This is a genomic window from Vibrio minamisatsumaniensis (assembly GCF_050337445.1).
GTDB classification, from domain to species: domain Bacteria; phylum Pseudomonadota; class Gammaproteobacteria; order Enterobacterales; family Vibrionaceae; genus Vibrio; species Vibrio artabrorum.
Window position 1 is genome coordinate 1 of the sequence record NZ_JAKJSY010000073.1, and the last position, 24124, is coordinate 24124.

A 24124-nucleotide genomic window follows, 5' to 3' on the forward strand; every position below is an offset into this window, starting at 1 on the left:
CCATCTACAGTGTACTAATCTGTGATGACAATTTGTTGGAGGGATGGCTGAGTGGTCGAAAGCACCGGTCTTGAAAACCGGCAACCGTTAATAGCGGTTCTAGGGTTCAAATCCCTATCCCTCCACCACCATTGAAAAGCCCGCTGAGAAATCAGCGGGCTTTTTTCATACCTGAAGCAGTAAAAACCGTTTTATGGGGTAGCTCCCATTGGCAGAGCTGCGGATTCGAAAGCAGCGCGTGTGGGAGTTCGAACCTCTTCACTCATGCCATATTTAAGGCTCTAGTCGAAAGGCTAGAGCTTTTACGTTTTGACATTTTGCTACTATTGACCTTGCTCTCAACTGAGAGTAACATGTTGCGGTACTCAAAAAATAATAGTACAGGTGATGGATTTCCACCTTAACCGCTCTACTTAGAGATAATGATTCCTACTATAACGCTGTCCTTGATCAGTATTACTGATTATTTCGGGATAGATCTGTCTATAGTAGGGCTGTAAGTTTTATTATTCCCTCCTAGATTGTCTATCCTTTTGATTAACTAATGTTAAAAGATGAAGTATATGGCACACCCTCTCCACCAAAACCCTAAAAACTTGTATCAAGTGTTACGTTGGTCTTTATTGATCGTACCTGTCGCTCTACTTGTTGGTTCATTTAATGCCTTTTTCTTGTGGTTGCTATCTGAGGCAACCGAAAGTCGTATTAATACCCCCTGGCTTATTTATCTACTGCCAATTGCAGGTTTATTGATTGTTTATAGTTATCGTAATTGGGGTAAAAACTCTGCGGGTGGCAATAACCTTATAATGGATGAGATCCACCAAGCTGGTGACGGAGTCCCTGTACGTATGGGGCCTTTGGTTTTATTTACTACTGTCATTACTCATTTGTTCGGCGGGTCTGCGGGCAGAGAAGGGACAGCTGTTCAGATTGGTGGTGCGACGACAGATTGGTTAGCAAAAATATTTAAACTATCAGATGTTGATCGAAGAATGATGCTTATCGCAGGCGTTGCGGCTGGATTTTCATCCATTTTCGGGACTCCTTTCACTGGTGCCATTTTTGCTCTTGAAGTTCTATTTATAGGTCGAATTAAATTCAATGCCATTATTCCGTCTTTACTTGCTGCTATCCTTGCTAACGTAGTTGCTACTGCTTGGGGGGCACATCATACACATTACCTTATTGATTATAAGGAAGTGAGTACCATATTTGGTCATGCTATTGATATCGATTTATTGCTTATGGCAAAAGTAATTGTTGCTGCTATTGGGTTTGGGTTAGCTGGGTATTTGTTTGGTGAATTAACGCATGGTTTCAAAGATTTATTCTCTGCAACGCTGAAGAACCCATATTTAATAGTTGTTACTGGTGGTTTAGTGGTTATCGGCCTTACTCATTTACTAGGAAACTATGATTACATTGGTCTTGGTGTTTACCCAAGTAGAGAAGGTGGGGTGAGTATCACGTCGGCTTTTTCAGCGGGAGGAGCTGAGTGGTACAGTTGGTTAGTAAAATTGGTGCTAACAGCGATCACGTTGGCTGCTGGCTATAAGGGGGGAGAGGTTACACCTTTATTCTTTGTTGGGGCTACACTCGGTAACTTTTTAGCTTGGGTTATGGGCGCTCCAGTCGATCTATTTGCTGCGTTAGGCTTTTTAGCGGTCTTTGCTGCAGCAACCAATACACCATTAGCTTGTACAATCATGGGAGTGGAGTTGTTCGGTTCTACTTATTTGCCATATTTTGCACTAGCATGCTATACCGCCTATTACTTTAGTGGGCATACTGGTATTTACTCTTCTCAGCGTGTTGCTGTTTCTAAAACATTAGATCATAGTCGAGACCATGATGGTCTAAATAAAATAGGCTCTTACCGAGATTTGAATGCATCACATATTAAGAGATTAAGTAAGAAGCTGACTAAAAAAAATTAGAGATTTCACTGGGATCATATCACATTGTTTTAATCATGAAGCAATGTGATATGTCATTGATGTTTCATTTTTGTTGTTCTTTATCTATACTCCGACTTCTCATTATTTTTATCTAGATTGATGAGAACACTTGTCGGAGTGCTTAGTACGTTGTTTAGAGTACGAGCTGAGACCGCATTGCGGGATCCGTAGAACCTGATCAGGCTAATACCTGCGAAGGGAACAAGAGAAATTACTTTTAGTTTTAGATGCTATTTATTCAAGCAGTCATACGCTTTATGTGTGAGTTTGCACAATAAATAGGCTGAACTACACCTCTTGCTACATAGTCCGACAAGCAATTATCCTAACTAAATCAAGGAATTTTGCTATGTCGTCAAGTCGAAAACAAGCGCGTTTGAGTGCAAAAACAAACATTGACTCTCTTACCTGCCAACCTTATCCAAATTCAAAAAAAGCTTACATTCAAGGATCTCGAGAGGACATTCAAGTCCCAGTACGAGAAATATCACTAGCAGATAGCCTTGTGGGTGGTACCAAAAAAGAGCCTGTATTCGAACCTAATGCGCCAATTCATGTATACGACACCTCTGGTGTTTATACTGACCCTACGCACGAAATTGACCTTTACAGTGGCCTTCCTAAGTTACGAGAGCAATGGATTGCAGAGCGTGGTGATACCGAACTGTTAGACGATGTAAGTTCTGTTTATACCAAAGAGCGTTTAGAAGATGAAACTCTAGACGACCTTCGTTACGGTAATCTGCCTAAAATTCGTCGCGCGACTAGAGACCAATGTGTCACTCAGCTGCACTATGCTCGTCAGGGGATTATCACTCCAGAGATGGAGTACATTGCGATACGTGAGAACATGGGACGTCAGAAGTTTGCTGATGAGCAGCTGAACCATCAACATCCTGGTCATAACTTTGGTGCAAACCTGCCCAAAGAAATCACCCCTGAGTTCGTGCGTAAGGAGGTCGCTGAAGGCCGAGCGATTATCCCGTCAAACATCAACCACCCTGAATCCGAGCCGATGATTATTGGCCGAAACTTCTTAGTGAAAGTGAACGCCAATATCGGTAACTCTTCAGTAAGCTCTTCGATTGAAGAAGAAGTTGAGAAGCTAGTCTGGTCGACTCGCTGGGGTGGCGATACCGTGATGGACCTGTCTACCGGTCGTAATATTCACGAGACTCGCGAATGGATCCTACGTAATAGCCCTGTGCCAATTGGTACTGTTCCTATGTATCAAGCGCTTGAAAAAGTGAACGGCGTTGCAGAAGATCTTAACTGGGAAGTGATGCGTGATACCTTGATTGAACAAGCAGAGCAGGGGGTTGATTACTTTACTATCCATGCAGGTTTATTGCTTCGTTACGTTCCTATGACCGCTAAGCGTGTGACTGGCATTGTCTCTCGTGGTGGTTCTATCATCGCGAAATGGTGTCTTGCTCACCACCAAGAGAGCTTCCTTTATACCCACTTCCGTGAGATCTGTGAGATCTGTGCGAAGTACGATGTCGCTCTGTCACTGGGTGATGGTCTACGTCCGGGTTCGATTGCGGATGCTAATGATGAAGCTCAATTTTCTGAATTACGTACGCTGGGTGAGTTAACTAAGGTTGCTTGGGAATACGACGTGCAGGTGATCATTGAAGGTCCTGGACATGTGCCAATGCACTTAATTAAAGAGAACATGGACGAGCAGTTAGAGCATTGCCATGAAGCACCTTTCTATACTTTAGGTCCATTGACTACCGATATTGCCCCTGGTTATGACCACATTACCTCTGGAATTGGTGCCGCCATGATTGGTTGGTACGGCTGTGCGATGCTCTGTTATGTCACCCCTAAAGAGCATCTAGGCTTACCAAACAAAGAAGATGTGAAGACTGGCCTGATTACTTACAAGCTGGCTGCACACGCTGCAGACTTGGCTAAAGGCCATCCGGGTGCACAAATCCGAGATAATGCGTTATCAAAGGCACGTTTTGAATTCCGTTGGGAAGACCAATTCAACCTAGCTCTTGATCCGGAAACGGCGCGGTCTTTCCATGATGAAACTTTACCGCAAGAGTCGGGCAAGGTTGCTCACTTCTGCTCAATGTGTGGCCCTAAATTCTGCTCAATGAAGATCTCTCAAGAAGTTCGAGAGTACGCGAAAGACACCGAACAAGTGGCTGCTGATCAGGCTATCGAGATTAAGATGCTAGATAATCCGTTGGAAGGGATGCGTCAGAAATCACAAGAGTTTCGTGATACTGGCTCTGAACTTTATCACCTTGCAGTAGGCGCAAAAGAAGCTCAATTAGAGGAATAATGACAGTGAAGATTCTTATCCCACCTCAAAATATTGAGCTAACGGGAGAGGTGCAAAGCTGTCTGCTGGTTGCTAAGCGACAAGGCTTGGCAACCGATGCAGTTGAGTTGGGTGTCAGCCCGACTCAATACTTCTCTATCCTTGATGATCAGCAGGCGTTATCTATTGGCTTTGCTCATGATGTTGATTCATTGGCGGAGTGTCGCTCAAGTGAGCTTGATCATATCGTTGATTACAGTCATTCAGTGGCGCTAGCCGATGTCCGCGATGCCTTGGTACAAACTCCGAATACCATCTATATCGCTGTCTTGGATGACTCAGCTGTATTGGATATCTGGTCACAGCTAGATGCTAATCGTGCTATCAAGAGTGAAAATCCAGCTCATCAAGCGTTAGATAATCACGGCCACTTTGCCTGGTTACTTACTTTGTTGGCATTGGAGTTCCCATTAGAAGATGCACTGGTTTTAGCTCGCTCAGCATCTAATGTTTCACGTGGAACATGGCCTGCAAACTACCAAAACTTTCCTATTCCTGTTCTAGAAGATGAGCGACTGGATATTAGTGTTGGTTGGGCGTACCAAGGAACATCACTTTCATTTCCTGAACTGAGTAAGAGTAGCCTAGGACTATACCCAGTAGTTGATGATGTCGAGTGGATCGAAAGGCTGCTCAAACTTGGAATCAACACCGTTCAATTGCGTATTAAGAACTCGCAGCAAACCGATTTAGAACAACAAATCGCACGATCTATCGAACTCGGCAGAGAGCACAACGCACAGGTTTTTATCAATGACTATTGGCAGTTGGCACTTAAGTATGATGCTTTTGGTGTTCATTTGGGTCAAGAGGACATCGAAGAATCCAACCTATCTCAATTGAGTCAAGCTGGTATTAAGATCGGTCTCTCGACTCATGGTTATTACGAGTTGCTACGTATTGTGCAAATCAACCCAAGCTATATTGCGCTGGGGCATATCTTCCCAACCACCACTAAGCAGATGCCATCGAAGCCTCAGGGGCTTGTGCGTTTATCTCTCTATCAGCAGCTGATTGATACTATCCCATACACAGAAGAACTCACCGGTTATCCGACGGTTGCGATTGGTGGAATTGACCAGTCGACGGCTGCACAGGTGTGGAGTTGTGGGGTATCGAGCCTTGCTGTTGTGCGTGCGATTACGTTAGCTGAAGATCCAAAAAAAGTGATTGAGTTCTTCGAAGCATTAATGGCTGACAGTTCTACAAGTGCTGCTAAAGAGGTTACTCATGCTGAGTGATTTTGAGTTTATTCGTTATCAACGACAAATTGCGTTAACTGAAGTGGGTGAGCAAGGGCAACGCAATCTACTAGACAGCCATGTGTTGGTTGTTGGTTGTGGCGGTTTAGGCAATGCTGCGGCGCTCTATCTTGCGGCTTCGGGTGTCGGGAAGATCGTGTTGGTTGATGATGACTGTGTGGATTCGTCTAACCTGCAACGACAGGTAGCGTTCAAGGAAAATCAGTTAGGTTCACCTAAGGTCGAAGCTCTGAAGCAACAACTGACTGAGCTTAATGGTCGAAGCCAAGTCAGAACCATCAATCAACGAATGAGTCAAAGTCAGCTTGAGCTTGAGGTGATGCTTGCTGATCTCGTGTTGGATTGTACTGACAACTTTGAGTCACGCCAGCAGGTTAACCAAGCATGTTTCGGCAGCAGTACGCCTTTGATTTCTGGTTCTGCGATCGGCTGGAAAGGTCAGTTTATTGTTTTTGATTATCAGAAGCAGAAAGGGTGCTATCACTGTTTGTTCCCATTCAGTCATCATCCACAAACGACACGTTGTAGCGATAGCGGCATCATCGGCCCAGTTGTTGGCACCATAGGCAACCTCCAAGCACTGGCTGCGATTCAACGTATTAGCACTGGCGAGTTCCAAGTTGCTACACATCAGCTCAAACTGTTTGATGGCCAGACAATGAACTGGCAAAACTTAAGTGTCAGTCAAGATAGTGAATGCCCCGTTTGCTGCACATCTACAGTTAACTATTTAGAAGAAGAAACCCAATGAGTCACATAACGATCTCTATCAATGAGCAACCAGAACAGGTTGCACAATCGTCGTCTCTAGCGGATATCATCCAAGCGCTCTCTCTGCCCGATCTAGGTTGTGTCTTTGCTATCAATAATGCGGTTGTCCCGCGTAGTCAGTGGCAACAAACGGTCGTCAATGAAGGCGATGCTATCTCTCTTTTCCAAGCCATTGCAGGAGGCTAACCATGTTAACTATCGCAGATAAAACGTTTCAATCTCGACTCTTCACTGGAACGGGTAAGTTCGCGAATAAGCACTTGATGGCGAATGCTATCGAAGCTTCCGGTTCTCAACTTGCCACCATGGCTTTGAAGAGGGTTGATATTCGCTCTGAGCAAGATGATATTTTACAGCCGATCATTGATGCTGGCGTGAACTTGCTACCCAATACCTCTGGGGCGAAGAACGCGAGGGATGCCATCTTTGCTGCACATTTGGCTCGCGAAGCGCTAGGCACAAATTGGCTCAAACTGGAAATTCACCCAGATCCAAAGTACTTGATGCCAGACCCAATAGAGACATTAAAAGCGGCAGAGCAACTGGTGAAAGATGGCTTTGTTGTTTTGCCTTACTGCCATGCCGATCCTGTATTATGTAAGCGCCTAGAAGAGGCAGGTTGTGCTGCTGTAATGCCGCTTGGTGCACCGATTGGTTCTAATAAAGGAATCGCGTCAGCTGACTTCTTAGAGATCATTATCGACCAAGCGAACGTCCCTGTGATTGTTGATGCGGGTATCGGTGCACCTTCTCATGCTGCTCGTGCAATGGAAATGGGCGCGGATGCCGTGTTAGTGAATACTGCGATTGCGGCTTCTCAACAACCCGTTGATATGGCAATTGCCTTTAAACTGGCCGTTGAAGCTGGGCGTATGGCTTACCTCGCAGGTCTCGCTGGTCAGGTATCTCACGCGGTTGCTTCTAGTCCGCTAACTTCATTTCTAGACGAGTAGTGTCCCTATGACGTTTGTTGATCGATTTAAACAGCTCAACTGGGATGACATTGGTCTGTCTATCTTCAGTAAAACGGCGGCGGATGTGGAGCGTGCGCTGAGTAAGCCTAAACGTAATTTAGAAGACTTTAAGGCTCTTATCTCTCCGGCAGCAGAACCTTATTTAGAGCAGATGGCACAACAATCATTGGCACTGACACGCAAGCGATTCGGCAATACAATGTCGTTGTATATTCCATTGTACCTCTCAAACCTGTGCGCTAACGCGTGCACGTATTGCGGCTTCTCAATGGAGAACCGTATTAAGCGTCGCACACTTACTTTGGATGAAATCGATGCTGAAAGTGCGGCTATCAAAAAGATGAAGTTTGATAGTGTACTGTTGGTGACTGGTGAACATGAAACCAAGGTCGGAATGAAGTACTTCCGTGAAGTGCTACCGAATATTAAGGCACAATTTAACTATCTTGCGATGGAAGTGCAGCCGCTTGACCAAGATGACTACGCGGAACTTAAAACCCTTGGCTTAGATGCGGTGATGGTTTATCAAGAGACTTATCAGCCAAGAACTTACGCTGAGCATCATCTACGTGGCAATAAAATGGATTTTGAATATCGACTTGAAACCCCCGATCGTTTGGCAAAAGCGGGTATTGATAAGATAGGGATTGGTGCTTTGATTGGCTTAGAAGATTGGCGAACGGACTGCTTTTTCGTAGCGGCTCACTTAGACTATCTTGAACGTACTTACTGGCAAACGCGTTACTCGATTTCATTTCCACGTCTTCGTCCGTGTGAGGGGGGAAGCTCTAGTGGTGGATTACAGCCGAAGTCGATCATGAGTGATAAACAGTTGGTTCAACTTATCTGTGCGTATCGCTTGTTGAACCCTGAGGTTGAGTTGTCTCTTTCGACTCGCGAGTCAGCGACGTTCCGCGATAATGTGTTGCCGTTAGGTATCACCAGTATGTCGGCTGCATCAAAAACGCAACCAGGTGGCTATGCTTCGGATGAAGAAGAACTCGAGCAATTCGAGATCAGTGATGAAAGAAGTGCAGCTGATGTTGAGTCAATGATTCGTCAACGTGGTTTTGATCCTGTGTGGCGAGACTGGCACAGCGCTTACTCAGGCTAACGAACATATTGGTTGATGTTCCACGTGAAACATCGATGTAATGATACAGGCAAATAAAAACGGCTACCTTTGGGTAGCCGTTTTTCTATTTAACTTAGCAAGTTCTTTTTGGTTCAGTTAACAACTTAGCGAAGCATTAAGCATTAAGCATTAAGCGTGAGCCAATGGTGTGGTTGCTTGGCGTAACCATTCCAACGTATCACCTGCAACTAATGGGCTAATATCGTTCCATACTTTCTGGTGGTAATCGTTCAACCATGCAAGTTCAGGTCGTGTCAGTAGATCAACGTTGATGTTGCGCTTATCGATAGGGCAGCGTGTTAGTGACTCAAACGTTAGTACTGAGAAGTCACCTTGAGTTGGCAGCTCAACCACGAGCTCAAGGTTTTCGATACGAATACCAAATTCATCAGCACGGTAGTAGCCCGGCTCGTTTGATAACACCATGCCTTCAACAAGCGGTACGTCGATTAGCTTCTTAGAGATGCTTTGTGGTCCTTCATGAACACTTAGGAAGTGGCCAACACCGTGACCTGTGCCGTGGTCGTAGTCGAAACCTTCTGCCCATAAGTGCTGACGCGCTAGAATATCAAGCTGGAAACCACGAGTACCCTGTGGGAAACGTGCACGTGCAATGCCAATGTGACCTTTCAGTGCGAGAGTAAACTGCTGGATCATTTCGTTGCTTGGTTGGCCGATCGCGATAGTACGGGTGATGTCGGTTGTACCATCTAAATATTGACCGCCTGAATCGACTAAGTACAGAGTGTTTAATTCTAATTGACCCGGTTCAGGTTGGTTCTCGTGGTTGTAGTGACACATTGCTGCGTTGCCGCCTGCTGCTGAAATTGTATCAAAACTAAGGTCCATCAGCGTTGGGTCTTGCTCGCGGAATGATTGTACTTTGTCTGCTAGTACCGCTTCGTTGTGCAGGTTACCTTGCGCGACTTCTGCGTCAATCCAAGATAGGAACTTCGCCATCGCAACACCATCACGAATGTGACACGCTTTCATACCGGCAATTTCAGTTTCATTCTTGGTCGCTTTTGGCATTAGGCATGGGTCTGCTGCTTCAATAACATGAGCACCAGCATTTTGTAGAACCAGCGTGTACCAAGCGTTACTCGTACCTGAATCCACAGATACATTTTTACCTTCTAAAGATTGAAGACGCGCTTCAAGCTCTGATGGGTGAGATACACGAATACCCTTACCGACGTGTGCTTCAAAGCCTGCAGGAATACGAGCAGGGTCTAGGAAGAAGTCTACGCTTTCATCGGCGTGAATGATCGCGTTGGATAGCACAACAGGCAGGCGAGATACGTCCAAACCACGAATGTTAAGCAACCAACAGATTGAATCGAGTTCCGTAAGAATAGCGGCATCAGCCCCTTTGGCTTTTAGCAAGCCAGCAATCTCCCCACGTTTGCTTTCACTTGATTGACCTACGGCATCTGTTGCCATTAGGCGAACATCAGAGACTACAGGCTCTGGGCGATCAGACCAAAGCTCATCAATTGGATTTGAAGATAGTGTTATTAGTTCAACTTTCTCTGCCAGTTTAGCTTGCGCACCTTTCAACCAAGCTGCTGTGTGCATGCGTGGGTCGAATGCAACTTTGCTGCCTTGTGCTAGGGAATCGATGATCCAATCTAAAGCCGGTTCTTCAATAAGGTGGCGATACTCAAATAACTCTGCTGGTACCTGCTTACGAACCTGAACCGTGTAGCGACCATCAACAAAAATGGCAGCGTTCTCTCGAGTGATAACGGCTGCACCAGCAGATCCAGTGAAACCTGTCAACCAGTGAAGTCGCTCGTTATGAGCTGGAACGTATTCACCTAGATATTCGTCTTCGTGTGGAATGATAACAGCATCTAGGTTGCTTACTTCAAGCCAAGCTCGAACCGCAGCAACGCGTTCAGCAGTAATATTGTGCATCGGTGTTTATCCTTATTGTTAGGGTCCTTGTTAACACTCACACTAGATAGCGATGTGAGGGGACTTTAGGCCAATAAGCTAGCGCTTTTGTTCGTTTGCTGCAAATGCTGTGCGCCATTTTTATCTAAGATGCAGGGTTTTTTCTTTAATGATATCCCGCAGCCAAGATAAGGCTGGATCGTTTTCTCTATCACGATGCCAAAAAAGGGTGTATGCCATGGGTGGAAACTCCATGGGTAAAGGCACAACCACTAAGTCCAGCTGCTTGGCGACTAGGTAAGTGAAATGACTGGGTGCGGTAAAAACAAAGTCGGTGTAGGTGCACAAGCTTGCCGCACTATTGAAGTCTGGAACTGAAATTGCGATATCACGTTGCTGACCAAGGTCGGCAAGTTTGTAATCCAGCAACCAACGATCGTTACCATCACATCTTACTTGTACATGGCGCTGCGCAAGGTAGGTTTCTAGATCCCATTTACCACTCAGAGCGGGGTGGTTGCGTCTTAACACACACATCTGTGCATCGCGATAGATCTCTTGCTCGCAGATGTCGTCTGGCGGCAGCATGGTTAAACGTGCATCGTTAATGTCGATATCTTTGCCGGTCAGTCCAATATCTAACTCGCCAAGCTGTAGCTTCTTAAAGGTTTGCTCGGTCCACGCGTGGGTGTTGATATTGACCTTAGGTGCTTGTCGAAATATTGCTGGTAAGAAGTGCGGAAGAATCAGTGGGTAAACACTCTCAACGGCAGCGATGTGAAAGCTGTGGTCGCTGTTATTGGGAATGAATGTCTCAGGCTGAGTGAGCACTTCGAGTTGATTGATCAAGGTTTCTAGTCGAGGCTTGAGAAAAACCGCCTTCGGTGTTGGCCGCAGGCCATGAGCGCTTCGCGTGAAAAGGGGATCATTAAACTGCTCACGAAGCTTGGCTAGTGATTTGCTCACTGCCGATTGGCTCAAACACAATCGATGCGCGGTACGTGTGACGCTCAGCTCTTCCATCAGCACCTGTAGGCAAACGAGTAGGTTTAAATCGAGGCGTGACAGTTTTTCTATATTCATGTGAGTTTCCTATTTGGAATAATGCTAATGAGTATATGCCATTTTTGTTCATATCTTTAGTTGGGTATTATGCCGCTAAATTAACTCATACGGATAATCTTGTGCCTTCTAACGCGCTTCCAACCCCTAGTAAACTGCAGGTTGCTTTATTGGCAATGCTGGTTCTATTTAGTCCTCTGGCTATTGATATCTATTTACCTGCACTGCCACAAATATCGACAGCGTTTCACGTGGAACATGCTCGAGCACAAGATACGATTACTTGGTTTTTATTTGCTATGGGTGTCGGCCAACTATTTGCAGGCCCCTTGGCTGATAAGTTAGGACGTCGAACCGTTGCATTGGGAGGTGTTAGTATCTATGCATTGAGCGCTTGCTTGGCGTGGGCAGCTCAATCGATAGATATGATGCTAATGGCTCGGCTGCTACAAGGCTTAGGCGCTTGTGCGACTTCTGTAGCGGCCTTTGCAACGGTTCGCGATCTATTTGGCCCAGCAAAGAGTGGTCGCATGATCAGTTATCTGAATGGTGCAATTTGCTTTATTCCAGCGTTAGCACCGATTCTTGGTGCTTGGCTAACTCAACAGTTTGGTTGGCGATCGAACTTCAGCTTTATGGCTGTTTTCGCTGTCGTGCTTGGCATCATTTTGTTTTTCCAGATGAGAGAGTCTAATCCGACAACAGAAAAGGTGGCGGTGTTCAAGCTTGAGCGATACTGGTCAGTATTGAAAACACCATCATTCCTTTTCCACGCAACCTTGTGTCTGATGGCGATGGCGGTCATCCTCGCTTATGTAACCTCGGCCCCGGTTGTGTTGATGGAAAATCTAGGTTTGACCATGAATGAATTTACTTTCTGGTTTGGTGTGAATGCCGCGATTAACATTGCTGCCGCTTTCACTGCTCCAAAATTTATGGACCGTTTTGGCACTTATAAAGCACTGGTTATTGGTATTTCAACATTGGGGCTAGCGGGCGTGATTATGTTAGTGCTTGCTGACCACGCTAGCGCGATAGCATTCATGTTGCCAATCTTTTTATCTTCAGTGGGTTTTGCTTGGATTCTCGGTGCGGCGGCAGGTAAGGCGCTTGAACCTTTCGGTGACCGAGCGGGGACTGCCGCTGCACTGCTTGGCTTGTTTCAAATGAGTGGCTCTGGACTATTAGTCGGTACCATGCAACGTTTTGATTTAACGTCTCAAGTGATGATTGCGCTGCAAATGTTCCTAATTGTTCCAGCATTGTTAGTGCTCACTAGCAAAGCGGGTAAGTCGTGGCACGCGACGTTTGCTAAGGCGTAAGTCTCAACAGAGACAAAATATACAAATGACGGTTTGCGAAACGTTAAAACATGGTATATTTGTTACTCATTGAAACGTTAGTCCCCAACGGAAAATACTGTTATGTCATTAACAACCTACGAAATGGCGCGCGTCTTAGAACAAATGGAAGATGCACCTGAAAAGGTCATGTTTGGTAAACTGCTGAAAGAGCTAGGCAACCAAAGTGAAGAGCGTATTCGCAGTGCGGCAAAACAAGTTCCAATCGATACTTTGCGAGACATCATTTACCAATTTCAGCGTGTGGTAGAGTCTCGTAAGGGTGAGCAGGTTCAGCTACTAGCAAAAGAGCTAGCTGAGCAAGGTATCTCTGCTGAAGAGTTACAAGCTTTTCTAAATAAGTAGTTTATCCCAGTTAAAAAGAAACCACTCAATTGAGTGGTTTTTTGTGTTTTGGGGTATATCAATTTAATACCAATGGAATTTCGTTCTAACCTCTAAACTGTGCTTTCAAAATTCTATCAAGTGAGAATGGCCCAGCGCCCCATACCACGACGACAAGAATCATTAATCCCCACAACTGATGATCATAGAAGCCTTGCGCCCATAATACAGGGTAAGACACGACCGCAATGATATTGAAAACGAACAGCAGCGCTGCCATAGGTCGTGTTAATAGGCCAAGCACCAAGAATACCGGCAGAATCAATTCAGCTGCGGTACCCATGTAGGCGGCTAACTCCCAAGGTAGCAGTGGCACGTGGTATTCCAACTCAAACAAGTAAAGAGTGCTATCCCAAGTCGCTATTTTGGTGAGGCCAGAATTAAAGAATACTCACGCTACCCATAGGCGACAAAATAGCAGTAGCACCGGAACAAAGAGTGCCTGTGATTTCTCAATCAAACGGTCGTATTGAGCCATCATGTTCGTGACTGTGTTGTTATCCATATTATGTCTCCAATTCGGCATTGATTGAAAAGCCTGAGATGACGTTAAGTGCCATGACAGCATTCAGATGTTGTAGTAATGAAGGATCTATCGCTGCGAGCATTTGGCCTGATTGAAATTCGCGCAGTAGTTGATGGCATTCTTCACTCAAGTGATGACTCTCAATCTGAGCATTCTCCGCTCGTATTAACACCCCATACTCAGGTTGGTTAATGTCTAATCCATCGAGTTGTTGCTGATCGATAGCGTGTTCAAGTCCGATAATCGTATAGCTCGAATGAATGAGCGTTATAGAATCTTTGAGATGAAAGACTAAAGCGCCTTGTTGCTCTGGTGGCACATCACCTAAACCAGCAAGAGGACGTTGGTCGATATGTGATTTTGAAAGACACCTCACCAAGCTGTCTTTTTGCCATTCATACAAAGCCACTTCAGCGAGATAAGGTGCTGCCTCAGTAACCGCAGGAAAGGTTTGGATGGTTTGTGCAAAATGTTCTCCGTAACCGCTGACATCACCAGTGGTTGATGGATAACGTAAGATATGCTGACGAGCCATCTGCTGGAAGCACTCTTCGCCGACTAACATCTCGGTGAGTGGGTAGGTTGCCGCGAGTACTTCGCTCAAGCTAATCACAAAGTTATTGCGGTAAATCTGGATGCGCTGTTCCTCGGTAAAGTGGTCGCTCACTATGTCGCAGTGCTCACCATTGTTTTGATAGCGTAGGGCATTAGCAAACTCCAATTGAACTTCTGCTAGGGAGTGACTCATGAGGCGCGACTCCTTTGATTGATGATGTCTTGTTGATACAAGCGCTCACTGGCTTTGGCAGCCTCAGCCAATAAAATTTGTGGTTCCGGGATATCGAAATCCCACTCTATCAAGGTATGGCGTGAACCATGTTGTTCTATCCATTGGGTGTACAGTTGCCACACTTCATCGCAGACAGGCTTGCTGTGGGTGTCTATCCAGATCTCACCTTGTTCGAGTATCTTCTTAGTGAAGCCTGCCAAATGAATCTCTTCCACTTTGTCTGCCGGTATTCCCCTTAGATACTCTTCACAGCTGAAGTTATGATTAAAAGATGAGACAAAAATATTATTGAAATCGAGCAGTAGGCGACACTCGGTACGCTTCTGTACCTCGGCTAAAAATTCCCACTCAGGGATGGTTGAGTGTTTGAAGGCAAGGTAGCTCGATGGGTTCTCAATCAGCATAGGGCGTTGCAGGCTGTCTTGAACTTCGATGACATTGCGACAAAAGATGTCTAGCGCTTCTTCGGTATAAGGCAGCGGTAACAAGTCATTAAAGTAATGCCCGCCAGTTTGACTCCAGCTGAGATGATCAGAAACCAAGAAGGGGTCGATATCATCAATCAGGTCTTTTAATTGCATCAGATGATGTTGATTGATGCGCTCAACAGAACCGAGAGACAGTCCTACACCGTGACAACTGATGTTGCGTGCGCGCCGAATTTCTCTGAGTTGTTGGCGTTGCGGTGATTGAGCGAAGAAGTAGTTCTCGCTGTGAACTTCTAACCAACTTACTAAGGCTGGATTTTGGCTAAAGAAGTCCAAGTGCGGTGTTCTAAGGCCAACCCCTGCGTTGGGGTGAAGAGTTTGAGTCACAACGATTCTCCTAACAAGAAGTGGAGGTGAGCTGAATGTCAGCTCACCATGCTCAGCAGCTTAATTATGATGATTGAGTGTTGCCACCTGATAACTTGCCACACAGTCCTTTAGGAACGACCACGAAGGCATCGGATTGGTTGTCTTCTTTGGCTGTACCCGCACATGAACTTGTTTTGGTTGCACAATCATTTTGGCCAGCTTTTGCCACGCCGTAGCATTTTTCTTTTTCTGCGGCGGCTGCAGGTGCCGATGTAAGCACTGCACCACCGAACGCGAGTACGCTTGTGATTGCTGCTGTAATAGCAAGATTAGAATTTTTCATCGTCATTCCCTCTAGACTTGATAGTATTGTTATATCGCAAGTTAATGAATTGTTAACTTGCTTACTAAAAAAGAGAGGAACAATCGGGAAATAATTTCATCGTATGATGAAAAACATCATTACCAATGAGGTTCTTGTATTTAAGTTTATGATTTTAATGTGCTATTTTTTGATGGCTTTTTCTTCGTATTACCCTAAACGCAGCTTAGTGTTTAGGTTATAATCAACTTTTATGTATAAATACCCAGTAGTGAGCATATCCAATGATCGATCCTTCGCTTTTACTCGATGGCCTCAACGATAAACAACGTGAGGCGGTCGCGGCACCTTTAGAAAATCTCCTTATTCTGGCAGGTGCTGGCAGTGGTAAAACGCGAGTGTTGGTGCATCGTATCGCTTGGCTGCAAAGTGTAGAGCAAGCATCACCGTTCTCTATTATGTCGGTTACCTTTACCAACAAAGCGGCAGCAGAGATGCGTGGTCGTATTGAAGAGTTGATGATGGGGAGCTCGTCCGGCATGTGGAACGGCACCTTCCACGGTATCTGTCACCGCATCCTTCGTGCTCACTACCTAGATGCAAAACTGCCAGAAGATTTCCAGATTATCGATTCAGATGATCAAATTCGTTTGTTACGCCGCTTAATCAAGGCGCAAAATCTTGATGAAAAGCAGTGGCCTGCCAAGCAAGCTTCTTGGTGGATCAATGGCAAGAAAGACGAAGGGCTGCGCCCAAGTCACATTGATGCCTACCATGATCCAATCACTCAAACGTGGTTAAAGATCTACTCGGCTTACCAAGAAGCATGTGATCGTGCTGGCTTGGTTGATTTTGCGGAAATCTTGTTGAGATCGCATGAACTATTACGCGATAAGAAACACATCCGCGAACACTACCAAGCTCGCTTTAAGCATATTCTTGTCGACGAATTCCAAGATACTAACAACATCCAATATGCTTGGCTGCGTATGATGGCAGGCCCAGATTGTCGCGTGATGATCGTGGGTGATGATGACCAATCTATCTATGGCTGGCGCGGCGCTAAAATCGAAAATATTCAGAAGTTCTTGGATGAATTCCCTGGGGCGTCAACGGTTCGACTCGAACAAAACTACCGTTCAACCAAAACCATTCTTCAGGCGTCGAACGCGCTTATCTCGAATAACACCGAACGCATGGGTAAAGAGTTGTGGACCGATGGGAATGATGGCGAGCCAATCTCTGTATATTCAGCTTACAACGAGCTCGATGAAGCGCGTTTTACGGTCAGCAAAATCAAAGAGTGGCAAGAGAAAGGCGGTGCGCTAGAAGATACCGCGATGCTTTATCGTAATAACGCCCAATCGCGTGTTCTTGAAGAAGCTTTGATTCAAGGGGGTCTACCTTACCGAATCTATGGTGGCATGCGATTCTTCGAACGTCAGGAAATCAGAGATGCCTTGAGCTACCTGCGTTTAATGAGTAATCGCAGCAATGATGCAGCGTTCGAACGTGTCGTCAATACGCCAACGCGTGGCTTGGGCGATAAAACGTTAGAAACGATTCGCCTTGCAGCGCGTGATCGTGGTGAAACCATGTGGCAGGCCAGTATTGCTCTGCTAGAAGAGCAAGTGTTACCCGGCCGTGCCGCTGGTGCTTTGAGCCGCTTTATTGAACTGATTAATGCACTTGAAGATGATACGGTAGAACTGAGGCTTCATGAACAAACCGACCACGTGATTAAATCGTCGGGTCTGTTCGCGATGTACGAGCAAGAGAAGGGCGAGAAGTCGAAGGCACGTATTGAGAACTTGGAAGAATTAGTAACGGCAACGCGTCAGTTTGAAAAGCCAGAAGAAGCAGACGAGATGAGTATGCTAACAGCATTCTTAACGCATGCGGCTTTAGAGGCGGGTGAAGGTCAAGCTGATGAGTTTGATGACGCGGTACAGTTAATGACTCTGCACAGTGCCAAAGGCCTAGAGTTCCCAATGGTATTCATGGTCGGCGTGGAAGAAGGCATGTTCCCAAGCCAGATGTCGGCAGAAGAAGCAGGGCGTTTAGAGGAAGAGCGTCGCCTGTGTTATGTCGGCATGACTCGCGCGATGGAGAAGCTTTACATTACTTACGCTGAGATGCGTCGTTTGTATGGCCAAGATAAGTACCACAAACCATCACGCTTTATTCGTGAACTGCCAGAGACCTGTCTGGATGAAGTACGCATGAAGGCGCAAGTGAGTCGTCCTGCAAGTAGTGGGCGTTTTAGCCAAACCGCCGTGAAAGAGAACTTTAACGAAACAGGCTTTAGCTTGGGTTCTCGCGTTAAGCACCCTAAGTTTGGTGAAGGCACCATCATCAATTTCGAGGGAAGTGGCCCACAAAGCCGAGTTCAAGTTGCGTTCAATGGTGAAGGCATTAAATGGTTAGTCACCGCTTACGCTCGTTTAGAGCAGCTTTAATCTGTTACTTCTGCATGTAAAAAGCGTTTGGTATTTAAAAATAAGCAACGATTTAAAAACCCAAAGAGCAGCTTAATCGCTGCTCTTTAATGATCTAAAATAGATAGGTAAAGAAAAACCCCGAGAGCTTGCGCTCATCGGGGTCTATAGTCTTACTCGCAGCAATCCGGCTACTAAGTGTGCTCCATGCATCAAATCCATGATAGTGTGCTGTTATCCTTCAGCGTATTCCTTTCGTCGCCTTCCTAGCGGTGTCCTTGATCTTATCCTGATCTGCCAACAATCCTCGTTAGCGCGCTTCACTTGTTCCTTGAGCGGTGTCCTTTCCTCATCCAGAGGTGTCCATTGTCTTTCCTTAGTAGCAACCATCCTAGTTACTATTGCGTCCGTTCAATGTCCATTTCGCTATCCATGCCGATTATTCATCCTGAGTAATCGAATCTTCGTCCTGAAGATAACCAAGTCCTTGGTATTTCCTGTTCCGTGTCAGCATCCTTCCGACACCATTGATATTACCGATTCCTTACTTATCAGCAATGGGGCATAAGCGAGTTTTTTAAATAATTATTTGAATGCTAAATGTACATATCATTTTATTTCAATTATTTAGGATTGGGTTGTGCTTGGTTTTGTAGTGAAGTATCGATATTTACTCACTCGCTTGTGCGAGATCTCGCACAAAGTTGTGAGTAAAAAGGTAGGGTTATTCGATAGAAGCGTCATGAGTCGAATTTAAGCGATTAAACCAGACAGCGACTGCCAAAGAATGCTCAAACCGATAATTGTAAAAACGGCACCACACAAAGCATCGATGTAAACGGTCGCTTCATGCAGTTTTTTCTGCAGCGCTTTGGTTGAAAGCATCCACGCTAGAAGCGAGAACCAAAACAGAGATAGACCAAATAGAATGATGAGCGCAAAGCCTTTACCCGCCAGAGACATGTCGGCAGGCACTAAGCTCGACATCAAGCTGATAAAGAACACCAAAGCCTTTGGATTGAGAATGTTGGTCATAAACCCTTTAGAAAATGCATCTCGTTTGTTGGTGAGAATCAGGTCTTTTGCGTTGACGACCTCTAAGTCATCATCATGATGTTGGATGATCTGCCATGTTGCTTTTAATGCCCCGAAACCGAGATACAACAAGTAGCTGCCCCCAGCCAATTGTATGATCGCAAATAGAGTTGGTTGCTGGTGGACAAGGTAACTGATGCCTGTCAGGCTCAGCAGTGAGTGCAGCAAGATCCCACAAGATAAACCAAGCGCGATGTACAAGCCGGTTTGGCGTCCGTGACGCGTCGCATTTTGCACGACTAACGCAAAGTCTGGGCCTGGGCTCATCAAAGCGATGAAATGGATAGAGGCTAGGGTGATCAGTATGGTGACTTCGTTCATATCTGTTCCAATAACTCGGTTATTCTGTTTGGTTGTTGTTGATGGCCGCAGCTTACCGCGATTTCAAATCAGCTAATTGTAAATGATCAACATCTGGTTAATTTTCGAGGGAGTAACCCCTAAAGTGGCGCTGAAAAGCAACATCTTCGTATTCCGGCGGGCTTGTAAAACCTTACTGTTTAGCGCGTTTGTTCTTATTGTTATTACGCAGACCATCAAAGCTGAATATCACCAACGCTCCCCAAATAAAGGCGAAGGTAATCGCTTTGTCTGAGGTAAAGGCTTCACCGTAAATCAGAACCGCCAGTAAGAACATCAAGCTTGGGCCAATGTACTGGAAGAAACCGAGTGTTGATAGCTTCAATCGGGTTGCTGCGCCTGTAAAACACAGCAATGGAACCGTGGTGATCACACCGGCTGCAACCAGTAATAGATTGAGTTGCATTGGGTTCATCGAAAAATTCGAGGTTGTGCTGTCTGCGATAAACAGTAAGTAGGTTGCCGCGAGGGGCAGCATCACTAATGTCTCAATGAATAAGCCGGTTTGTGCTTCTAAGCTGACTTTCTTACGCAGTAGGCCATAGATCCCAAAGCTGAAGGCGAGGGCAATAGCAACGATTGGCACAGAGCCAAACGCGATCAATTGAATGATCACGCCAATTGCAGCAAGACTAACGGCAAACCATTGAAGCTTGCGTAAGCGTTCGCCAAGGAAGAGCATCCCGAGTAACACGTTAATCAGCGGATTGATGTAATAGCCCAAACTGGCATCGAGCATGTGATTGGAGTTGACTGCCCAGATAAAGATTAGCCAGTTAGCACCCACCAAAATAGACGTCGCGACCAAATAGAGCATTTTGGGTTTTGAGGTGAGGGTGTCTCGAACCTTACGCCAGCCACGACTCATGTGCAGTAGAAAAGCGAGTAAGAAAAAAGACCATACGACACGGTGGCTGAGAATCTCAAGTGGGGAAACGTCACTTAAAGATTTGAAATATATGGGTGCGATCCCCCAGATAGTGTAGGCAGCAACGGCAAGTAAAATACCCTGTCGTGTACGTTGTTGTTCGTCTTGTGTCATGTCACTTTCTCTAGCACTGGGTGCTTATTAATAAGATTTATAAAAAGAGTTGGTCAGTATAGGAGTGATAACCCTTTTCACCTAACAATTTGCGGTTTAATTCGCCAGCGTTCCCCTCTACAATGTGCGCCTTGCTTGCCAATGCTGCATGCTGACTTTATACCTTGATTAGGAACCACAATGACCGCCACTCTGATTGCTGAGCCCATACCCACTCCCGCGAATGATGCGCAAGATATCTTACAAGATGTCTTTGGTTATCAAAGCTTTCGCGATGGTCAGCAAGAGGTCATTGATTTGGCTATTGAAGGCAAAGACAGCTTAGTGATCATGCCAACGGGTGGGGGTAAGTCTCTGTGTTACCAAATACCAGCTTTGGTTCGAGAAGGGTTGACGCTGGTGATCTCGCCGCTGATCTCGTTGATGAAAGACCAAGTTGACCAACTGAAGGCCAATGGTGTTGCCGCAGAGTGTATTAACTCCTCAATGCCACGCGACCAATTGTTGAATGTGTTCAATCGCATGAACTCAGGTCAGCTGAAAATGGTGTATGTGTCGCCAGAGCGGGTATTGATGCGTGATTTTATCGAGCGTCTGCAAGGTTTGTCGCTTTCGATGATTGCGGTCGATGAAGCGCACTGTATCTCTCAATGGGGACACGACTTCCGCCCTGAATACGCATCATTAGGCCAGCTGAAGCAGTATTTCCCGCATGTTCCTTATATGGCGTTAACAGCAACCGCAGATGATGCGACGCGCAAAGATATTATCTCGCGTTTGCAGTTGGTGGAGCCGCACACGTACTTAGGCAGCTTCGATCGCCCTAATATTCGTTACAACCTAGTTGAGAAACACAAACCTGTGTCTCAGGTAGTTCGTTACCTAGAAACACAGAAAGGCAATTGTGGCATCATCTACTGTGGCAGCCGTAAGAAAGTGGAGATGGTGACTGAGAAGCTGTGCAATAACGGTCTTCGCGCCGCAGGTTATCACGCTGGAATGGACACCGATGAGCGTGCTTACGTTCAAGAAGCTTTCCAACGTGATGATATTCAGATCGTAGTTGCCACAGTGGCCTTCGGTATGGGCATCAACAAACCCAATGTACGTTTTGTGGTCCACTTTGATATTCCTCGTAATATCGAATCCTATTATCAAGAGACTGGCCGCGCGGGGCGTGATGGTTTGCCTGCTGAAGCGATGATGCTGTTTGACCCGGCAGATATGGGGTGGCTGCGTCGTATGCTGGATGAGAAAGAAGAAGGCCCGCAAAAGCAGGTTGAGATGCATAAGTTGAATGCGATGAGTGCCTTTGCTGAAGCGCAAACCTGTCGTCGTCAGGTTCTGCTCAACTACTTTGGTGAGTATCGTGAGAAGCCATGTGGTAACTGCGACATCTGCCTCGATCCACCCAAGCATTTTGATGCCACCCAAGAAGCGCAAAAGGCGTTGTCTTGTGTGTACCGAGTGAATCAGTCATTTGGTATGGGTTACGTCGTTGAAGTGATGCGTGGTATGCAGAACATTCGCGTGCGCGATAATGGCCACGATAAGCTGTCTACCTACGGTATTGGCCGCGATCATAGCCACGATTACTGGATCAGTATCTTCCGACAGCTGATTCACAAAGGCTTGTTGTTTCAAAACATCACTCGTAACTCGACATTACAGCTAACAGAAGAAGCCCGACCGCTGCTGCGTGGTGAGATGTCTTTGGAGCTCGCTGTGCCTCGTTTAGATACCGCGGTGCGCAGTGCTAAGTCCGATAAACTGAGCAGTAAGAACTACGATAAGAAGTTGTTTGCGAAACTGCGCAAGCTGCGTAAATCGATCGCTGATGAAGATGGTTTACCGCCTTATGTGGTATTCAGTGACGCGACCTTGATTGATATGGCTGAAATACTGCCTACCTCATACGGTGAGATGCTGGCAGTGAATGGTGTTGGTCAACGTAAACTCGATAAGTACGCTGATCCATTCTTAGATTTGATTCAAGACCACATCACCACACACGGCTAATTGCAGGATCGTTTTCAGAAAAGTCATCGCTTATAAAACAATAAGCTCATAGAAAAAGAATAAGGTTGATAGGGGTATGACAACACAAACTGAATTTGGCTTGAGAGAGTACTTGGCGGCAGAAGGACGTTTATTGATTACGTCTCCAAGTTTTGATTTTGATTCTTACGAAGTATTAGGTGAGAAGTTGGTGGCATTGCTGTCAGCGTCAGTTGTTGAAAAACAATGGGACGCCGATATGCATTCTTGGTTGATTGATTTTGAAGGTTGCCGAATGTTCTTAAAGTCTGAACATTACAGTGAATCCATCTGGTTTGAGTCGTTAAACGCTGAAGAAAGCCGAGAAGAGTTTGATTATCTCGCGACGCTGTTTAAACGTGGTTTCTAGCGTTTAGCATTGCTTCTAAAAACTTGGCTTTTAAAACACAGCTTCTAGCGCTATTCACCAATAAAAGTGAGAATAAACGTTTGCGTTTGTTCTCACCGTTGCAGCCAATATTGATTAATGTATAATCGCCCGCCGCTCAATAGAGCAATTTATAGATACATTTTTTCATTCACATTATTGGTAAGAGCTTTCTTGGTTTATTCGAAGAAATGACTCGATTTGGGTTCCCTCACCCCCAAACCAAACTAAAAAGGTACAGCATGAGTAACTTTACCCCTGCGCAACAGCGCAAAGCCTTAGCACTACTAGTTTTGTTCCACTTGATCATTATTGCATCAAGTAACTATTTGGTTCAGATCCCTTTTACCGTCTTCGGTATGCACACCACTTGGGGCGCTTTCACTTTCCCGTTTATCTTCCTCGCGACCGATCTGACCGTACGCATTTTTGGCGCGCAGCTTGCTCGTAAAATCATTTTTTTAGTGATGTTGCCGGCACTGGCCGTTTCTTATTTCTTATCAGTGGTGTTCTTTGAAGGTTCATTCCAAGGGTTTAGCCAGCTGGGTGAGTTCAACTTATTTGTTGCACGTATTGCCGCCGCGAGCTTCATGGCTTATTTACTCGGTCAGATTTTAGATGTGCACGTTTTTAACCGTCTGCGTCAGCTTAAACAGTGGTGGGTTGCCCCAACGTGTTCAACGCTATTCGGTAATGCCATTGATACTATCGCGTTCTTTGCAATTGCTTTCTACCAAAGCCCAGATCCATTCATGGCTGAACACTGGACTGAAATTGCGTTGGTTGATTACGGCTTCAAACTTATCATCAGCTTAGGTCTGTTTGTACCAATGTACGGTGTGCTTTTGAACTACATCGTTAAGAAGTTGACGACTGTGAACCCTGACTTTAAAGCAACCGGCGTTAATGTGTAGACTTTAAGGGTCGCTTCATTACGTCAAATGGATATGATGCCGATAAGAAAAAGCCCAAGTTAGTACGCTAACTGAAGTGACCCCATAAAGTTGGACATTTCTGTTAAGCGGCTTTCAAGGCCTGAGTTCGATATTCTATCGGAGTCAGGCCTTTTAGTTTCACTTTTATACGTTTGGTATTGTAGTACTCGATGTATTCTTTAATTTTCTCTATCAGTGCATCTGCATCTTCAAAGCTTTGGTTGTGATACATCTCTGTTTTGAG

At 45.6% G+C, this 24124-nt stretch carries 21 protein-coding genes, 1 tRNA gene, 1 pseudogene and 2 riboswitches; of the genes and pseudogenes, 14 read left to right on the forward strand and 9 right to left on the reverse strand.

What is annotated here, in order from left to right; translation table 11 throughout:
- Nucleotides 1-37 precede the first annotated feature (37 nt).
- The 8 genes from L4B77_RS15500 to thiH all read left to right on the forward strand — a co-directional run bounded on the left by L4B77_RS15500 (nucleotide 38) and on the right by thiH (nucleotide 8423).
- Nucleotides 38-128 (forward strand) — tRNA-Ser (locus L4B77_RS15500).
- Nucleotides 129-374: 246 nt separating this feature from the next.
- Nucleotides 375-439: riboswitch (Fluoride riboswitch) on the forward strand.
- Nucleotides 440-563: 124 nt separating this feature from the next.
- Nucleotides 564-1940, forward strand: coding sequence for a voltage-gated chloride channel family protein (locus tag L4B77_RS15505; protein ID WP_261838434.1), 1377 nt, complete (start codon nucleotides 564-566; stop codon nucleotides 1938-1940).
- A gap of 124 nt (nucleotides 1941-2064) precedes the next feature.
- Nucleotides 2065-2179, forward strand: a riboswitch (TPP riboswitch).
- 131 nt (nucleotides 2180-2310) lie between these two features.
- The gene (gene thiC / locus L4B77_RS15510; protein WP_372041134.1) at nucleotides 2311-4263 is read left to right on the forward strand and encodes a phosphomethylpyrimidine synthase ThiC; all 1953 of its coding nucleotides are present in this window, start codon (nucleotides 2311-2313) and stop codon (nucleotides 4261-4263) included.
- Nucleotides 4263-5543: a thiamine phosphate synthase gene (locus tag L4B77_RS15515; protein ID WP_429751510.1), complete on the forward strand. Its 1281-nt coding sequence runs from the start codon at nucleotides 4263-4265 to the stop codon at nucleotides 5541-5543. Before thiC ends, L4B77_RS15515 begins: the two co-directional genes overlap by 1 nt.
- A complete protein-coding gene (locus L4B77_RS15520) occupies nucleotides 5533-6315 on the forward strand; it encodes a HesA/MoeB/ThiF family protein (RefSeq protein WP_429751512.1) in 783 nt (260 codons plus the stop codon). The genes L4B77_RS15515 and L4B77_RS15520 overlap by 11 nt, the downstream gene beginning before the upstream one ends.
- A complete protein-coding gene (gene thiS / locus L4B77_RS15525) occupies nucleotides 6312-6521 on the forward strand; it encodes a sulfur carrier protein ThiS (protein ID WP_060983705.1) in 210 nt (69 codons plus the stop codon). Before L4B77_RS15520 ends, thiS begins: the two co-directional genes overlap by 4 nt.
- 2 nt (nucleotides 6522-6523) lie before the next feature.
- The gene (locus L4B77_RS15530) at nucleotides 6524-7288 is read left to right on the forward strand and encodes a thiazole synthase (protein WP_429751515.1); all 765 of its coding nucleotides are present in this window, start codon (nucleotides 6524-6526) and stop codon (nucleotides 7286-7288) included.
- A gap of 7 nt (nucleotides 7289-7295) precedes the next feature.
- The gene (gene thiH / locus L4B77_RS15535) at nucleotides 7296-8423 is read left to right on the forward strand and encodes a 2-iminoacetate synthase ThiH (RefSeq protein ID WP_429751517.1); all 1128 of its coding nucleotides are present in this window, start codon (nucleotides 7296-7298) and stop codon (nucleotides 8421-8423) included.
- A gap of 150 nt (nucleotides 8424-8573) precedes the next feature.
- Here the strand turns inward: thiH and L4B77_RS15540 are convergent, their stop codons facing one another.
- Together L4B77_RS15540 and L4B77_RS15545 are read right to left on the reverse strand one after the other, a co-directional pair.
- A complete protein-coding gene (locus L4B77_RS15540; RefSeq protein WP_429751519.1) occupies nucleotides 8574-10364 on the reverse strand; it encodes an aminopeptidase P family protein in 1791 nt (596 codons plus the stop codon).
- 120 nt (nucleotides 10365-10484) lie between these two features.
- Nucleotides 10485-11426, reverse strand: a complete 942-nt coding sequence (locus L4B77_RS15545; protein ID WP_429751521.1) for a LysR family transcriptional regulator — start codon at nucleotides 11424-11426, stop codon at nucleotides 10485-10487.
- 101 nt (nucleotides 11427-11527) lie between these two features.
- Between L4B77_RS15545 and L4B77_RS15550 the strand changes: the two genes are divergently transcribed.
- Both L4B77_RS15550 and tsrA read left to right on the forward strand, forming a co-directional pair.
- Nucleotides 11528-12727: a multidrug effflux MFS transporter gene (locus L4B77_RS15550; protein ID WP_429751523.1), complete on the forward strand. Its 1200-nt coding sequence runs from the start codon at nucleotides 11528-11530 to the stop codon at nucleotides 12725-12727.
- A 102-nt stretch (nucleotides 12728-12829) separates the two neighbouring features.
- Nucleotides 12830-13111: an H-NS-like global regulator TsrA gene (tsrA, locus tag L4B77_RS15555; RefSeq protein ID WP_009848181.1), complete on the forward strand. Its 282-nt coding sequence runs from the start codon at nucleotides 12830-12832 to the stop codon at nucleotides 13109-13111.
- 85 nt (nucleotides 13112-13196) lie between these two features.
- Here the strand turns inward: tsrA and L4B77_RS15560 are convergent.
- From L4B77_RS15560 to L4B77_RS15575, 4 genes and pseudogenes are all read right to left on the reverse strand, one after another.
- Nucleotides 13197-13655 (reverse strand): annotated as a pseudogene (locus tag L4B77_RS15560) (DoxX family protein).
- Nucleotide 13656: 1 nt separating this feature from the next.
- Nucleotides 13657-14424 carry an HvfC/BufC N-terminal domain-containing protein gene (locus L4B77_RS15565; RefSeq protein WP_429751527.1) on the reverse strand — a complete coding sequence of 256 codons (768 nt, stop codon included), beginning with the start codon at nucleotides 14422-14424 and terminating at the stop codon, nucleotides 13657-13659.
- Complete coding sequence (gene bufB, locus L4B77_RS15570; protein ID WP_429751529.1) at nucleotides 14421-15281, reverse strand: MNIO family bufferin maturase; 861 nt, start codon at nucleotides 15279-15281, stop codon at nucleotides 14421-14423. The genes L4B77_RS15565 and bufB overlap by 4 nt, the downstream gene beginning before the upstream one ends.
- 64 nt (nucleotides 15282-15345) lie before the next feature.
- Complete coding sequence (locus tag L4B77_RS15575) at nucleotides 15346-15606, reverse strand: BufA1 family periplasmic bufferin-type metallophore (RefSeq protein WP_261838422.1); 261 nt, start codon at nucleotides 15604-15606, stop codon at nucleotides 15346-15348.
- A gap of 263 nt (nucleotides 15607-15869) precedes the next feature.
- On the opposite strand from L4B77_RS15575, the gene uvrD reads away from it, so the two are divergent.
- Nucleotides 15870-18044 carry a DNA helicase II gene (gene uvrD, locus L4B77_RS15580; protein ID WP_261838421.1) on the forward strand — a complete coding sequence of 725 codons (2175 nt, stop codon included), beginning with the start codon at nucleotides 15870-15872 and terminating at the stop codon, nucleotides 18042-18044.
- A 732-nt stretch (nucleotides 18045-18776) separates the two neighbouring features.
- Here the strand turns inward: uvrD and L4B77_RS15585 are convergent.
- Entirely contained in the window at nucleotides 18777-19439 is a 663-nt protein-coding gene (locus tag L4B77_RS15585; RefSeq protein WP_261838420.1) for a LysE family translocator, read from the reverse strand.
- A 172-nt stretch (nucleotides 19440-19611) separates the two neighbouring features.
- The gene (gene rarD / locus L4B77_RS15590) at nucleotides 19612-20520 is read right to left on the reverse strand and encodes an EamA family transporter RarD (RefSeq protein WP_261838419.1); all 909 of its coding nucleotides are present in this window, start codon (nucleotides 20518-20520) and stop codon (nucleotides 19612-19614) included.
- Between the two features lie 180 nt (nucleotides 20521-20700).
- Between rarD and recQ the strand changes: the two genes are divergently transcribed.
- The 3 genes from recQ to L4B77_RS15605 all read left to right on the forward strand — a co-directional run bounded on the left by recQ (nucleotide 20701) and on the right by L4B77_RS15605 (nucleotide 23859).
- A complete protein-coding gene (gene recQ, locus L4B77_RS15595; RefSeq protein WP_261838418.1) occupies nucleotides 20701-22539 on the forward strand; it encodes an ATP-dependent DNA helicase RecQ in 1839 nt (612 codons plus the stop codon).
- Between the two features lie 76 nt (nucleotides 22540-22615).
- A complete protein-coding gene (locus tag L4B77_RS15600; protein ID WP_261838417.1) occupies nucleotides 22616-22927 on the forward strand; it encodes a DUF3630 family protein in 312 nt (103 codons plus the stop codon).
- 260 nt (nucleotides 22928-23187) lie between these two features.
- A complete protein-coding gene (locus tag L4B77_RS15605) occupies nucleotides 23188-23859 on the forward strand; it encodes a 7-cyano-7-deazaguanine/7-aminomethyl-7-deazaguanine transporter (RefSeq protein WP_372041140.1) in 672 nt (223 codons plus the stop codon).
- Nucleotides 23860-23962: 103 nt separating this feature from the next.
- Here the strand turns inward: L4B77_RS15605 and L4B77_RS15610 are convergent, their stop codons facing one another.
- Entirely contained in the window at nucleotides 23963-24112 is a 150-nt protein-coding gene (locus L4B77_RS15610; protein ID WP_429751382.1) for an IS3 family transposase, read from the reverse strand.
- Nucleotides 24113-24124: the final 12 nt, after the last annotated feature.

Bases quoted from the DNA above. Each gene is read 5' to 3' on its own strand.
- L4B77_RS15505 (WP_261838434.1), top strand. From the start codon at position 564: ATGGCACACCCTCTCCACCAAAACCCTAAAAACTTGTATCAAGTGTTA.
- thiC (WP_372041134.1), top strand. From the start codon at position 2,311: ATGTCGTCAAGTCGAAAACAAGCGCGTTTGAGTGCAAAAACAAACATT.
- L4B77_RS15515 (WP_429751510.1), top strand. From the start codon at position 4,263: ATGACAGTGAAGATTCTTATCCCACCTCAAAATATTGAGCTAACGGGA.
- L4B77_RS15520 (WP_429751512.1), top strand. From the start codon at position 5,533: ATGCTGAGTGATTTTGAGTTTATTCGTTATCAACGACAAATTGCGTTA.
- thiS (WP_060983705.1), top strand. From the start codon at position 6,312: ATGAGTCACATAACGATCTCTATCAATGAGCAACCAGAACAGGTTGCA.
- L4B77_RS15530 (WP_429751515.1), top strand. From the start codon at position 6,524: ATGTTAACTATCGCAGATAAAACGTTTCAATCTCGACTCTTCACTGGA.
- thiH (WP_429751517.1), top strand. From the start codon at position 7,296: ATGACGTTTGTTGATCGATTTAAACAGCTCAACTGGGATGACATTGGT.
- L4B77_RS15540 (WP_429751519.1), bottom strand. From the start codon at position 10,364: ATGCACAATATTACTGCTGAACGCGTTGCTGCGGTTCGAGCTTGGCTT.
- L4B77_RS15545 (WP_429751521.1), bottom strand. From the start codon at position 11,426: ATGAATATAGAAAAACTGTCACGCCTCGATTTAAACCTACTCGTTTGC.
- tsrA (WP_009848181.1), top strand. From the start codon at position 12,830: ATGTCATTAACAACCTACGAAATGGCGCGCGTCTTAGAACAAATGGAA.
- L4B77_RS15565 (WP_429751527.1), bottom strand. From the start codon at position 14,424: ATGAGTCACTCCCTAGCAGAAGTTCAATTGGAGTTTGCTAATGCCCTA.
- L4B77_RS15575 (WP_261838422.1), bottom strand. From the start codon at position 15,606: ATGAAAAATTCTAATCTTGCTATTACAGCAGCAATCACAAGCGTACTC.
- uvrD (WP_261838421.1), top strand. From the start codon at position 15,870: ATGATCGATCCTTCGCTTTTACTCGATGGCCTCAACGATAAACAACGT.
- L4B77_RS15585 (WP_261838420.1), bottom strand. From the start codon at position 19,439: ATGAACGAAGTCACCATACTGATCACCCTAGCCTCTATCCATTTCATC.
- rarD (WP_261838419.1), bottom strand. From the start codon at position 20,520: ATGACACAAGACGAACAACAACGTACACGACAGGGTATTTTACTTGCC.
- recQ (WP_261838418.1), top strand. From the start codon at position 20,701: ATGACCGCCACTCTGATTGCTGAGCCCATACCCACTCCCGCGAATGAT.
- L4B77_RS15600 (WP_261838417.1), top strand. From the start codon at position 22,616: ATGACAACACAAACTGAATTTGGCTTGAGAGAGTACTTGGCGGCAGAA.
- L4B77_RS15605 (WP_372041140.1), top strand. From the start codon at position 23,188: ATGAGTAACTTTACCCCTGCGCAACAGCGCAAAGCCTTAGCACTACTA.
- L4B77_RS15610 (WP_429751382.1), bottom strand. From the start codon at position 24,112: ATGTATCACAACCAAAGCTTTGAAGATGCAGATGCACTGATAGAGAAA.